At 44.3% G+C, this 13,565-nt stretch carries 11 protein-coding genes and 3 tRNA genes; 8 read left to right on the forward strand and 6 right to left on the reverse strand.

Annotated features, from left to right (window positions below):
• Positions 1-211 precede the first annotated feature (211 nt).
• Positions 212-1,393, forward strand: a complete 1,182-nt coding sequence (locus J3492_RS01300) for a type I glyceraldehyde-3-phosphate dehydrogenase (RefSeq protein WP_207988905.1) — start codon at positions 212-214, stop codon at positions 1,391-1,393.
• Between the two features lie 62 nt (positions 1,394-1,455).
• Positions 1,456-1,546: transfer RNA gene (locus tag J3492_RS01305), tRNA-Ser, on the forward strand.
• Positions 1,547-1,698: 152 nt separating this feature from the next.
• Here the strand turns inward: J3492_RS01305 and J3492_RS01310 are convergent.
• The 3 genes from J3492_RS01310 to J3492_RS01320 all read right to left on the reverse strand — a co-directional run bounded on the left by J3492_RS01310 (position 1,699) and on the right by J3492_RS01320 (position 2,737).
• Positions 1,699-2,028: a CopG family transcriptional regulator gene (locus J3492_RS01310; protein ID WP_207988907.1), complete on the reverse strand. Its 330-nt coding sequence runs from the start codon at positions 2,026-2,028 to the stop codon at positions 1,699-1,701.
• Between the two features lie 252 nt (positions 2,029-2,280).
• Positions 2,281-2,356: transfer RNA gene (locus J3492_RS01315), tRNA-Asn, on the reverse strand.
• Positions 2,357-2,661: 305 nt separating this feature from the next.
• Positions 2,662-2,737 (reverse strand) — tRNA-Asn (locus J3492_RS01320).
• Between the two features lie 376 nt (positions 2,738-3,113).
• Between J3492_RS01320 and J3492_RS01325 the strand changes: the two genes are divergently transcribed.
• Positions 3,114-3,626 carry an acyl-CoA thioesterase gene (locus J3492_RS01325; protein WP_207988909.1) on the forward strand — a complete coding sequence of 171 codons (513 nt, stop codon included), beginning with the start codon at positions 3,114-3,116 and terminating at the stop codon, positions 3,624-3,626.
• Positions 3,627-3,765: 139 nt separating this feature from the next.
• On the opposite strand, the gene dps is transcribed toward J3492_RS01325, so the two are convergent.
• On the reverse strand, positions 3,766-4,248 hold the full coding sequence (gene dps / locus J3492_RS01330) for a DNA starvation/stationary phase protection protein Dps (protein WP_207988911.1): 483 nt from the start codon (positions 4,246-4,248) through the stop codon (positions 3,766-3,768).
• Between the two features lie 525 nt (positions 4,249-4,773).
• Between dps and uvrB the strand changes: the two genes are divergently transcribed.
• The 4 genes from uvrB to J3492_RS01350 all read left to right on the forward strand — a co-directional run bounded on the left by uvrB (position 4,774) and on the right by J3492_RS01350 (position 9,922).
• Positions 4,774-6,885, forward strand: coding sequence for an excinuclease ABC subunit UvrB (gene uvrB, locus J3492_RS01335; protein ID WP_207988913.1), 2,112 nt, complete (start codon positions 4,774-4,776; stop codon positions 6,883-6,885).
• A 234-nt stretch (positions 6,886-7,119) separates the two neighbouring features.
• On the forward strand, positions 7,120-8,178 hold the full coding sequence (locus tag J3492_RS01340; RefSeq protein WP_207988915.1) for a pyridoxal phosphate-dependent aminotransferase: 1,059 nt from the start codon (positions 7,120-7,122) through the stop codon (positions 8,176-8,178).
• Between the two features lie 89 nt (positions 8,179-8,267).
• Complete coding sequence (locus J3492_RS01345; RefSeq protein WP_341534074.1) at positions 8,268-9,320, forward strand: pyridoxal phosphate-dependent aminotransferase; 1,053 nt, start codon at positions 8,268-8,270, stop codon at positions 9,318-9,320.
• A 221-nt stretch (positions 9,321-9,541) separates the two neighbouring features.
• Positions 9,542-9,922 (forward strand): hypothetical protein, encoded by a 381-nt coding sequence (locus tag J3492_RS01350; protein WP_243453028.1) that lies wholly within the window; start codon positions 9,542-9,544, stop codon positions 9,920-9,922.
• A 322-nt stretch (positions 9,923-10,244) separates the two neighbouring features.
• Here the strand turns inward: J3492_RS01350 and J3492_RS01355 are convergent, their stop codons facing one another.
• Positions 10,245-10,760 carry a hypothetical protein gene (locus tag J3492_RS01355; protein ID WP_207988917.1) on the reverse strand — a complete coding sequence of 172 codons (516 nt, stop codon included), beginning with the start codon at positions 10,758-10,760 and terminating at the stop codon, positions 10,245-10,247.
• Positions 10,761-11,133: 373 nt separating this feature from the next.
• Here J3492_RS01355 and recJ point away from each other — a divergent pair, with 373 nt between their 5' ends.
• A complete protein-coding gene (gene recJ, locus J3492_RS01360) occupies positions 11,134-12,882 on the forward strand; it encodes a single-stranded-DNA-specific exonuclease RecJ (RefSeq protein ID WP_207988919.1) in 1,749 nt (582 codons plus the stop codon).
• On the opposite strand, the gene J3492_RS01365 is transcribed toward recJ, so the two are convergent.
• Positions 12,879-13,514 (reverse strand): trimeric intracellular cation channel family protein, encoded by a 636-nt coding sequence (locus tag J3492_RS01365; protein ID WP_207988922.1) that lies wholly within the window; start codon positions 13,512-13,514, stop codon positions 12,879-12,881. The genes recJ and J3492_RS01365 overlap by 4 nt on opposite strands.
• Positions 13,515-13,565 lie beyond the last annotated feature (51 nt).

Below are 13,565 nucleotides of genomic sequence, written 5' to 3' on the forward strand. Positions count from 1 at the left end.
TAAATGGGCTAAAAATGGCTAAATCTTGCCAAACGTCGTTAAATAGCTAGGTAATATCCCGATATTATCTGCGCTATTTTCCTTGTTTGACGGCAATTTATCTCATTTTTATCTCCATTTTTAAAATGAGGACAAGCCCTAGTATTATTTATAGTGTTCCGCGTCTATTATCTCTTTATACCACTTCCAACCTTTATAGCGATATCCTGTTATGCCTGATTTTTCCAGCACCACCTACCATCTCACATCAGACCCCGCAGTAGCATCAGGGTTTCATGCAACCAGTGAGCACACACAGCCATTGAGGGTCGCTATTAATGGATTTGGTCGCATAGGACGTAATGTCCTCCGTGCGCTACTTGAGCGCTTTGAGGTGCTAGGCCGTGCTATACATGTGGTCGCTATCAATGACTTAGCACCAGCAGATATTTTATTGCATTTGTTAAAGTTTGACAGTACTCATGGTCGTCTCAGTCGGCTAGGGGTCAGTGCAGACATCATAGAGAGCACCATCGATGAATACAGCCAAACGCAATTGTGCTTGACCAAAAAAAACCACACGTATTGTATTCGCATGCTCTCAGAGCCAGATCCTAAGCAGCTACCATGGCAAACGCTTGGTATTGATGTGGTGTTAGAGTGCACGGGCTACTTTCGGTCTTACGATCAGGCGCACTTGCATATTGAGGCAGGTGCGCAGCAAGTTATCATCGGTGCAGCCCCTTTTGATGATGTGGACGCCTGTATCGTGATGGGTGTCAACACTGAGCTATTGACGTGCGAGTTACCAATCATCTCTAGCGTCTCTTGTACCACGCAAGCCTTGGTGCCCTTGATTGATACACTTGACAAGGCATTTGGTGTGCAGTCGGCTATGATGACTGAGATTCATGCAGTGACCGCTGATCAAACGGTGCTCGATCAGGCGCATCGTGATCCAAGACGGGCACGTGCTTCAGGCCATAACATCATTCCTACGACATCTAGTAGTATCGCAGCGACTGAGCGGGTATTGCCGACGATGACAGATAAAATCAATGGTCATTCTATACGTGTGCCAACCATAGACGTTGCTGCTATCGATGTGACCTTTGTATTTGAGACGCCCAATGTCCGAATTGACTCAGTAAAACAAGCACTGCTAACAGCAAGTACGGCGCATTTGCTTGATATTATGTCTTATACTGAGGAGCCTTTGGTTTCAAGTGACTTTATTCATCAGTCAGAGTCGCTGATCATTGATGGTCAGCAGCTCATGCAGGTAGGCAATCAATACAAGGTTTTTGCTTGGTATGACAATGAGTGGGGCTATGCCAACAGGCTGCTGGATATGTGTTTGCACCTGGCATCTAGTAAGCAAAAACTGACTGAAAAAGCCTTAGAAAAAAAATAATTTAAATTATTTTAAATATGCGCTTGCATTCTCATTCGATATCGCTATAATGATGCACCTATGGAGACGTGGCAGAGCGGTTGAATGCACCGGTCTTGAAAACCGGCAAGGGTTCATAGCCCTTCGTGAGTTCGAATCTCACCGTCTCCGCCAAATTTAAGTTTTAAAAATAAAAACCCCAATCAATATGCTGATTGGGGTTTTTTTATGCCTAAAACTTTTATCAGATTCTAATCAGCAGACAATAAAAAAGACCAGCTGCGATTGGGCAGGACTGGTCTTTTAATCGTGAGTCATAGCAGGTTTTAATCTTCGTTTTGTAGCTCTGATAGGGGATGAGTGATACTGCTATCATGCGTCTCTACAATCGCTTTATCGATGATATGCTGGCTCACACCACTTTTGCGTAAAGTCTCGATAAAGACCTCATCATGCGCTAGGGTATAGTCTTGGTGATCACGGTCAAGCCCTTGACGAATATATAGGCGTATCAGACCTTGAATGCGTTTAAAACCAAGCTCTGATGAGGTGGTCTCTAATAACTCAATCATCTCCTCAGACAGGCGGATACTAACTGGGCGCGTGACTTTTTGGGGATGATCAGAAAATTTGTTTTTTATGCGTACAGGTATCATAGTAAACCATTACTTATATTGAGTAAGAATAAAGAGAATGAATGAAAGCGCAGGACAGGTAGTTATATGTTGTGATGACATTGATAAGTGCTCAGCAGTACCTGAAATAAGCGTTATAAGCTGCTATCTAAGACTAACTATATCATATAACACAATAGAACCGACTAAAAAATAGCAGTCGTAAAAACAATGAGACATAAAAAAACGAGACATAAAAAAACCTTCATCAAAATCGATGAAGGTTTTAGAATATGGCTCCCCAACCTGGGCTCGAACCAGGGACACACGGATTAACAGTCCGACGCTCTACCAACTGAGCTATTGGGGAATAAGTTGTTATAACACCAAGCAACTTGATCTGAGCTTGTTTGCGTTATGTGGAGCGTATTTTAGCCAAGTAGTGCGAGTCTGTCAACCATAATACGCAATTAAAAATATATTTTCTTATGTCGTAGGGTTTCGGGTGTTTGTCGCTGTTTGTGTATATCAAATACAGACAATAAACAGCTTCAACTCTATATAAAGCCTTAGACACAAAAAAACCCTCACTACAAAAATAAGGGTCTTGGCAAATGCCATAATCAAATCAAAAATGACTTGAAGGGGTACTGCATAAAAAGCAACTACAAAATATGGCTCCCCAACCTGGGCTCGAACCAGGGACACACGGATTAACAGTCCGACGCTCTACCAACTGAGCTATTGGGGAATAGGTTGTGAAGATGAATCATCTCACTACAGCTTAACATCACTCTGACTTAATACAAGTATTTGAGTATTGACGCTTGAGGATTGCTCCTACATGTCGTTGCTAAGTGGGGCGTATTCTAGCAAAGATAAAAAATAGGTCAAGCCTTTTTGTATAATATTTTGATATTAGGGTGGTTATGTCTCTTAGAAGGCGTTTTAGCTAGTGAGTTTACAGCGTTACTTCTCACTACTGATAGGGTCGATTGACTGGTTTGTTTAAGGTTGTTCGGGCTAAAAAGAGGGTGTCAGTGGCTCATTAAGCGCTGTTAATCCAAGAGCGCTTTAGATACACTGATGTCTAATATAATTGTACTTTTAAAAACCTAAGGAACATTATGGCACAGTCCAATACTTCTTCAACTGCAAAAAAAGCGCCGTTAAATCATGAGCTTTATATGTCGATACTGATGACACCTGATATGGCAAACTTCATCGGTAATGTGCATGGCGGCGATCTACTCAAAATGCTCGACCAGGTGGCTTATGCTTGCGCCAGTCGTTATAGCGGTAACTATGTAGTGACCTTGTCTGTTGATCAAGTGATGTTCCGTGAGCCTATCTATGTCGGTGAGCTGGTCACTTTTGCTGCCAGTATTAATTATGTCGGTAAGACTTCTATGGAAGTAGGGATACGTGTCGAAGCAGAAGATGTGCGTGCACGTACCATTCGTCATACCAACAGTTGCTATTTTACTATGGTTGCTATCGATGACAATGGCAAACCCACACCCATACCGCCGCTAGACATCAAAACCCCTCTACAGCAGTGCCGTGCTGATGCAGCGCTGGCTCGTAAAAATATGCGTATGCAAAGCTCAGATCGTCCCAGTTGTGACATCAACGAGTAAGTCGCAGTGCTGCTTTTTATAAGCTTATTTTAGGAAGGAACGCGGAAACAAAAAAGTCACCTTACTAAGTAAGGTGACTTTTTGATTCATATCGCATAATAGCGGCTTATGATCTGGCTATTATACGATGACTTCAGAGTTATGATTTAGGAGCGTTAGCGCCGATAAACCAAGCGTCTTTGTCGATAATACGGCTGACTTCAGTAAGTAGGTCGGCGGTATCCTCATCACCAGCGTCGCCAGCGACATCGATGCCCTCACGCAATGAAGCAGCGATGGTCTTATAGCGATTGGTCAGCTCACGAACGTGTGAGTCGACCTCGGTGATATCGGTGGGATAAGTCTCTAAAATAGAGTCTTCAACGACACGCTTGGAGATACCGTTGGCTTTACCGCCCAATATCACGATACGTTCAGCGACCGTATCATAAGCTTCTGTCAGGCGCTCATAAGTCTCGTCTAATAACTGATGTACACCAATAAACCCTGTGCCCTGCAAGTTCCAATGACACTGCTTAGAATCCATGCTTAAGTCGATTAAGTTGGCTAAATTCGAATTTAGTAGCGCTACCATTTTTTTGGCAGTATTGTCGTTTATACCACTGGCATAGCGTTCTCTCATAAATTACTCCATTATTTTAAATTATTGTAGAAAGGATCAACAAAGATGAATCATCGGACATATTATTGATTATGCTTATCGTCCCTTGATCAACTCGATATCTATGTTATCAGCTCATCATATGAATGGAACCCAAAAGTGTTAGGTTTTATTGAGTAGTCATGTAATGGCTTTGTTAAAAAGACCTTGTAAATAAGAACGGCTATAAAACAATATATAGTCAGCTGAATGTAAAACTGTTATGGATTTCAATGCGCTACTGGTATAAATTTTACTTGCGTGCTGCGTTCCTTCGATGCTGCGCAACCTATATTTTGAACAGAAAGCATCCCAGTAGCGCTATGATATTTTTAGAGTGTATCGACTATAAGCTGACTATATAAGCCGGCTAGACAAGCGGCTTATTTTAAAGACCAACTACTCTCAAGCCGCCAGTAGGGCCGCTGTTTTTTGTACTGAATTATGCTTTAAAAAGAAGCGCTTGACCCCATATTGTTATAAACGTTAACAAGAAGAAAGTACAATATGCGAATGCCCGAACCACGCTCGTCGCGTCAGTTAAATCAGTTGGCCACTCAGCTCCAAGGTGAAGCTGAGATCAGTGGTGTGAATGCATCTGGAACGCAGATATCCAGTCGTGCCTTTGAAATGGTGACTGATTTTGAGCCGGCAGGCGATCAGCCACAAGCGATTGAAAAGCTGGTCAAAGGTGTTGATGCTGGCATGGATGAGCAGCTTTTGCTTGGCGTGACAGGCTCCGGTAAAACCTACACGATGGCCAAGGTTATCTCAGAGTGTCAGCGTCCCACCATTATCATGGCGCATAACAAGACCCTTGCAGCGCAGCTGTATGGTGAATTTAAGGCGTTTTTCCCAAATAATGCAGTTGAGTATTTTGTCAGTTATTACGACTACTATCAGCCTGAAGCCTATGTAGCGGCCAGTGATACCTTTATCGAAAAAGACAGCGCCATTAATGACCATATCGACCAGATGCGTCTGTCAGCGACGCGGGCGCTGCTTGAGCGCCGTGATGCCATTATCGTCGCCTCGGTCTCTTGTATCTATGGTTTGGGCGATCCTGAGAGTTACCTAAAAATGCTGTTGCATGTCGTCGTCGGCGATAAAATAGATCGCACAGCGACGATTAAACGCTTGGTTGAAATGCAGTACACCCGTAACGAGTTGGACTTTGGGCGTGGTACTTATCGTCTGCGTGGTGAGCTGCTTGACATTTACCCTGCGGAGTCTGAGCAGCTTGCGGTCCGTATTCATCTGTTTGATGATGAAGTAGAAAAAATCACTTGGTTTGACCCTTTAACTGGTAAAACCGTGCGTAGTGTGCCACGTATTACTATTTATCCTAAGTCGCATTATGTGACCCCGCGTAATCGCTTGGAGGCGGCCAGCCATACCATTCGTGATGAGCTTGAGCAGCGCTTAGAGCACTTCCGTGATAATAATAAGTTGATTGAAGCCCAACGCATCAAAGAACGTACCCAATATGATTTAGAAATGATCCAACAGCTTGGCTATTGTAACGGTATTGAAAACTACTCACAGCATCTCTCTGGCCGTCCTTGGGGAGAAGCGCCGCCGACATTGTTTGACTATATTCCTGAGGACGCTCTGCTGTTTATCGATGAGTCGCATGTGACCGTCTCGCAAGTGGGGGCGATGTATAAAGGTGATCGATCACGTAAAGAAAACCTTGTGAATTATGGCTTTCGTCTGCCGAGTGCCATGAATAACCGTCCGATGAAGTTTGAAGAATGGGAGCGTATTAAGCCCAAGACCATTTATGTGAGTGCGACACCAGCGCAATATGAACTTGAGCATAGCGAACAAGTGGTCGAGCAGGTGGTGCGGCCAACGGGACTGATTGACCCTGAAATTGAGATCCGTCCAGTACTCACTCAGGTCGATGACGTACTCTCAGAGATTACCAAACGCCGTGAGCTCGATGAGCGTGTATTGATCACTACTTTGACCAAGCGTATGGCAGAGGATCTGACCAGCTACCTGCAAGAGTATGATATCAAGGTGGCTTATTTGCATTCGGACATCGATACCGTTGAGCGCATGCAGATCATTCACGAGCTGCGCACCGGTGTCCATGATGTCCTCGTCGGTATTAACTTGCTGCGTGAGGGCCTTGATATGCCTGAGGTGTCGTTGGTGGCAATATTTGATGCGGACAAGGAAGGGTTTTTGCGCTCTGAGCGCTCTTTGATTCAAACCATTGGCCGTGCTGCACGACATCTAAACGGCAAGGCGATTCTTTATGCAGATCGTATGACCCCTAGTATGGAAAAGGCGATAGAAGAGACGGACCGTCGCCGTGAAAAACAAATCGCCTTTAATCGTGAGCATAATATTACGCCAAGGGGAGCACGGCGTAATGTCACGGATAAGATTGATACTGGCGAGGAGCTTGACGCCAATGACAATCAGGCCATACCCGTCAAGAGTAATCTGCCCGATGTCGATATCAGTATATTGCGTAGCCCTGATCTGCTCGCTAAAGAGATCAATCGCCTTGAGAAGCTTATGAAGCAGTACTCTCGTGATCTAAAGTTTGAAGATGCCGCCAAAACCCGTGATAAGGTGCTAGAGCTCAAAGCGCATTTGATTTAGCGCCCTATATCTTAGCTTTCATCGATACTAAAAGGTGAGGTGCATCCTTTGCATCTCACCTTTTTTATGCTGCAGACAGCACTATAGATAACTTATATTTGGTAGTCAGATAACTTGTAATTATAGTAGATGCCACTTAATATGATATCAATGATTAAGATGAGCTGTATCAGTTACTGAAGGTGTTGCCCACTGACTTTATTACCCATTGGCTGTTTTGGCGGACGATTTATCATGCAGACTTATAATAATGAATTGCTCAAGTTGGACTTTAATGAAAACGCCTTAGGCATGTCAGACTCGGCCAGACAAGCGGTCACTGACGCTCTAAACGATGGCGCACGGTATCCTGATAAACAGCGCACCATGCTAATGAGCAAGGTCGCTGCTATGAATGGCGTACCTGAAGCGCAGGTTTTGTTAGGCAATGGCTCAATTGAGTGTATCAGAGCAGTCGTACAAATGTTATATGACAAGGCGCTGAAGACAGGCGTAGCGTTTCAGCTGATCACGCCCGACCCGACCTTTGGGTGTGCTGAGCAGTATGCAGTTTCTCTTGGGGTGTCAGTGACCAAAGTACCACTAATGCCCGACAACTATGATTTAGATTTTGAGCAGCTACAAAAAGCCGCTGACGCATTTGCTGGCATCAGCCTGTTTTATATTTGTAATCCTAATAATCCAACAGGGACGATAACGGTAACCGACAGACTGAAAGCTTGGATAAAAAACGCCCCAAAAAACCATTATTTTTTATTAGACGAGGCTTACTTTGGCTATGTCACGGAGCCAAGCTTTGAGAGTGGGGTTGAGTGGGTTAAACATCAGCTGTCAGATAACCTAGTCGTTGTTCGTACTTTTTCGAAGCTCTTTGGGCTTGCAGGTTTGCGAGTGGGCTACGCCATTGCAAACCCGCAGATTATTTTAGAGATTGAGGCTTTGATGTCTACTGACAACATCAACACCTCAGCTGCCGTAGCTGCCGTAGCTACGATAGAAGATACGGCGTTTTTGGCGCACAGTTTGCACACCACCACTCAGGCACGGCAGATGATGGAAGAGGCGTTAGATAAACTCGGACTGCGCTATCTGCCCTCGCAAACCAACTTTATTTTTCATGAAATCAAAGGTGATGTCCAAACCTACATAGATAGAATGAAAGCATACGGCATTGCGGTTGGCCGTGAGTTTCCCTCTATACCAGGGTTCAATCGTATTACGCTTGGTACGCCTGATGAGATGAGGGTGGTCATTGCAGCACTGAAGTCGTTTCGTAAAAAAGGCTGGATCTGACTCAGAGTCCTTGTCAATCAATAAAATGCACCTTAATATGGCAGCCTTTTGCGTTATAACCCACATACTTATTAGGTCAATTTATCACTGTGCATACTCATAATTTACTCGAATTAAACTCTAACGAAAACTCTTTAGGCATGGCAGAATCTGCCAAACAAGCCATTATCGATACTTTAGATATTGGCTTTCGTTATCCAGATGATCAGCGTGCTGCTCTTATCAGTAAGATTGCTGAAATCAATGGTGTGGCAGAGAACCAAGTCTCGCTCGGCAACGGCTCAAGCGAGAACATTCGAGCAGTGCTACAAATGCTGCAAATCAAAGCGCTAAAACAAGGCCAGTCTCTGCAAGTCATCGTCCCAGACCCTACTTTTGCCTATGCAGAGTTGTATACGCACTCAATCGGTGAGTCCGTGGTCAAAGTACCTCTTACCCCACACAGTCATGATTTGGACTTTGATGCGCTTCAAAGCGCTGCAGATGCGTTTGCTGGTATCAGCCTGTTTTATATTTGTAATCCTAATAACCCAACAGCAACGATTACTGCAACCGATAAGCTTAAGTCTTGGATAAAAAATGCCCCTGCGCATCATTACTTTTTAATCGATCAGGCTTATTCAGAGTATATTACCGACCCAGACTTTGAGAGCGGTGTCGAATGGGTGAGGCAACAGCTGTCAGATAATATAATCGTGATTCGCACTTTCTCGAAGCTCTGTGCGCTAGCAGCCATGCGGATGGGGTATGCGATTGCGAGTCCCAAAACCACAGCCGCTGTCGAAGACTTTATGTCTATAGACAACACCAATCTGTCAGGAGCAGTAGCCGTGCTAGCGACCTTGAATGATGAGGCGTTTTTGGCGCACAGTTTGCGTACAACCAATCAGTCTCGGCAGATGATAGAAGAGGCATTAGACGAGCTAGGACTGCGTTATCTGCCTTCACAAGCTAACTTTATCTTTCATGAAGTCAAAGGTGATGTCCAAACCTACATAGATAGAATGCAAGAGCAGGACATTGTGGTTGGACGGGCTTTTCCACCGATTGAGGGGTTCAACCGCTTGACGCTTGGTACACCTGACGAGATGGCAGTATTTATTAAAGCATTAAAGCGCTTTCGCAAAAAAGGCTGGGTTTGATGAGTAAAAACAGCTCAGAGTAATCTCATCAGTTAGCTCGTAGTATCTGCAGAGATGACAGACAGGGTTTAACCCTTTTACGCCGTTTCCCTTACTGGCATAAACGTAGGTTTACATAGTTACTCTTAAAATATCGTCATATCTTTAATAAGATAGACAGATGAGCGCAGCTAATACCAGTTTGCTCTATTCAGTGTTTTTAAATAATAAGGATAAAGATAATGGATGTAAAAGCGTTATTTAAAAAAGGTATAGAACAACAATTACTCGATGTAGATGACTATATCTTTACGCCTAAACAATATGAAATGAGAGTTGAAGATGGCGACTTAAAGTGTATCCTAAACAGCGACGGCAGCGTCAATATTTTTTATAGTAAAGAAGGGATTACCGATGTTAGAGCAGCAGCACGTAAACACCCTTTTACCACTTTTGACACCGAGCTGCATCACGGTATCTATGATGATGTGATTGAAGATTTAATCGATAGTGTGAATGAGATTATAAACAGTCATTCAAAGTATTTTCGTATCAACAAAGTCTTGCCAATGACGGCAGCTTTAGATGGCGATACTGTGATTACAGAAGCTGATAAAGACTAGGGCGTGTCCTCATTTTGAAAATTATGATAAAAATGAGATAAATTGAAGTCAAACAAGGAAAATAACGCAGATAATATCGGGATACTAGCCAGTTATTTGACGCCGTTTGGCAAAATTTAGCCATTTTTAGTCCATTTAGATGCAATCGTTCAGATTGAGGACACGCCCTAGAGTAGTATGCTGATTTTGATATGACTGCCGCTTAAATAAGCGGCGTTTATTTTACACTTTTTTCATTTCGAAGCCTCTTACGTCGAAAAACCAGCTGGAAAGACTCTCTCAGCTGGTTTTTTCTTGTCAACAACTACTAGTACAAGTGATTTTAGACGTTTTGGCTGCTTTCTTTTTTCTGAATGTCTTTTGCTAACTTATAGCATTCATTAATATGATCGTTGGCGATTTTTCTAAATATCGTATAACCCATCGTTGCTGCCACCAATTGACCGCCTAGTGGGATGAACTTGGTCACTTGCTTGGCAGCGATACGTCCACCGAAGCCCTGAATGGTTTTTTTGACGATACCACGTGTCGCCATGAGGCCTGCAAAGTCAACCGTACGGTCTTTTAACGCCTGCCAATGAATCTCACGTGACTCTAAGTCGACAGCAGACTCTCGGCCTTCGATCAGACCAAAGCGCTCACTTATCTCAGGCAGTAAATGGGTAAGCATGCCGGCATCGACAGCGACATCAAAAAAAGGGACGGGTACGATGGCGACACCAGCAGAAACTCTGGCCCGTTTTTTTACGAGTTTCTTACACTCTTTTTTTACTTGATCCAAATCTAAGTTTGGATCGATGGTGTTTGGTAGTTTTTCGGCCGCTGGGGTGGTTTTCATAAAGCTTCCTTATTATATGAGAGTGTTAAATGTTTTAGAGCTAGCAAACGATAAATGGCTATGACTCGATAGTTACTATTCTATGGGTTTGTAGGCGACATACAATCATGGCTTTGTAGCAAAATGCAGAAAAATACGATGCATATGCACAGTTTTTGTAAACAAAGCATACCCATAAAATGTACATCAGAAGTGCGTCTCCATCTATAACTGTTTGAAGTCAGCTGTCTATCGATCCTTTAACTGGCTTTTTTTAACATAACCGTCAGGCTGATAAGATGCAAGAGTAAACCATGTACTGAAATGCCATAAAATATCGAAACTCCCATAAGTTGTGATTGTGACCTTGAGTCAAAGTCAGTAGAATACAGCCATGCTAAATTTAACCCCCCGTTATCAAGGCACTCGCATCGACGAGTTGCCCATGGCTTTGCAGCCTCTTGCTGCCCAATCACTAACACTGGCACGCCTGTATGCTGGCCGTGGTATTACTGCACCTGATGAGCTGGAGGTCAGTCTGTCTGGACTATTGCCTGCTGAGCAGCTGCATGGCGTCACTGAGGCCGTGGACTTGTTAGATGCTGCTATCGACAATGCCCAGCGAATCTTGATAGTCGGTGACTTTGACTGCGATGGTGCTACGAGTACGGCATTGATGATGCGGGCTTTGACTGCTATGGGGGCAGTTGTCGACTTTTTGGTTCCTGATCGCTTTAAGTATGGTTATGGTTTGACACCTGAGATTGTTGAGTTGGGTATTAAGACCTATCAGCCAGACGTGATAGTGACGGTGGACAACGGTATCTCAAGCCATGAAGGGGTGGCACGTGCGCAAGCAGATGGCATTACCGTTATCATTACTGATCATCATCTCACGACCAAAGAAACACCGCCTGCTGAAGCAGTAGTCAATCCTAATCAGCTTGAGTGTCATTTTGCTAGCAAGGCGCTCGTCGGGGTCGGTGTGGCGTTTTATGTACTCGGACGCTTGGCCAAGCAGCGCCGTGAGGCGGGCAAGACTAGCGTGCAGGTCAGCCAGTATTTAGATTTAGTGGCGCTGGGCACGATCGCTGACGTTGGTGTGCTTGATAAAAACAATCGTATCTTGGTTCATCATGGTCTGGCGGCAATTCGTCAAGGACGCTGCTGCTTAGGTATCTTAGCACTGCTTGAGCAAGCAGGCCGTGATCCCAAGCAATTGCAGGCGCAGGATTTTGGGTTTGTATTGGGTCCACGTATTAACGCTGCTGGACGTATGGATAATATGCGTATCGGTATTGAGTGTTTATTGACTGAAGACTGGCGTACCGCCCAGCGTCTGGCGCAAGAGCTTGAGCACCTCAACCGTACCCGTCGTCAGGTAGAAGGCGAGATGCGCAAGCAAGCGGATAATATCGTACAGACGTTGGCTGCTGATACCAGCAGTACAGGTAAGCGCAGTATTGTGCTGTATCAAGATGACTGGCACCAAGGCGTCATCGGTATCGTTGCAGGACGGTTAAAAGAACATCATTATTTGCCAAGTATCGTCTTTGCACCAGCAGATAAAGCGCATACAGACCATGACGATGCGATCAAAGGTTCGGCCCGTTCTATAGCTGGCGTACATATCCGTGATGCCATCGAAATGGTCGCTGAGCGCCACCCTGATTTGATCAGTCACTTTGGGGGTCATGCGATGGCAGCAGGTTTGACGATTAAGCGTGGTCACTTTACAGGTTTTGTTCAAGCGTTCAATGAGGTCATGGCAGAATTGGATGATGCGGTGTTTTTTGAACAAAAACTCACTGATGGGGCGCTACAAGCAAGTGACTTTAGCTTGTGGTTTGCAGAGCACTTGGCTGAGGCAAGCATCTGGGGCCATGGCTTTGCCCCGCCTGTATTTGATGGCGTATTTGACGTACTGAGTTTTAAGATATTAAAAGACAAGCATCTCAAATTATCTTTACGTTATCCAGGTGTACAATACCCCATCGAAGCGATTTGCTTTAACTTCGATACTGAGGTCTGGGACTATCGTGCTGAGCAAGTGCATCTGTTGTTTGAGCTCGATATCAATGAATGGAATGGCAAACAAAGTCTACAGCTGATGGTAAAAGACTTGGCGGTTATCCAACCTTAATCTACCAAACGAATGGACGGTAGGTGCCAGTCGAAACGTAGCGCCAACATACGTACCCAAAAAATAATGCCCAACATAACAAACTCGTTGAGCCCTGCATTCATCCCTAGATAGTCAAAAAACAAGTAAGCTACCGATCCGACAATGCTGGCAGTAATATAGATTTCACGTTGCAGAACCAGTGGAATCTGATTACAGACAATATCCCGCAGCAGGCCACCGATAATCGCTGTCCAAACACCCATCATAATAGCAATCAAGGGTGACATGTCTTGATGCAGTGCGACTTTGAAACCAATAACACTAAAGGCGGCAAGACCAATAGCATCAAACAGTTTTACCGCTCTATCAATCTTATGATAAAGATGAAAAAAGGTCTGCAAAATAAGAGACGTCGCCGTAATGACAAACATATAATTAAGGTCTGTCATCCAAAATAAAGGGTGTCTGTCCAGCGCAATATCTCGTAACGTACCACCGCCCACGGCATTGGCCATGGAGACTAAGATACAACCTGTGATATCAAAACCCTTATGCTGTGCCAGTAAAGTACCGGCAATAGCGCAAGCAATCACCCCCACCATATCTAGGAGGTACAGGAGAATGTCAGGAAAAATCAAATCGTTAACCATGGTTGTCGTACCAAGTAATGATCGTTAAAGTGAGCCGTCTGGATATAATCA

Origin of the sequence: Psychrobacter coccoides (genome assembly GCF_017498085.1) — a bacterium.
Taxonomy (GTDB): domain Bacteria; phylum Pseudomonadota; class Gammaproteobacteria; order Pseudomonadales; family Moraxellaceae; genus Psychrobacter; species Psychrobacter coccoides.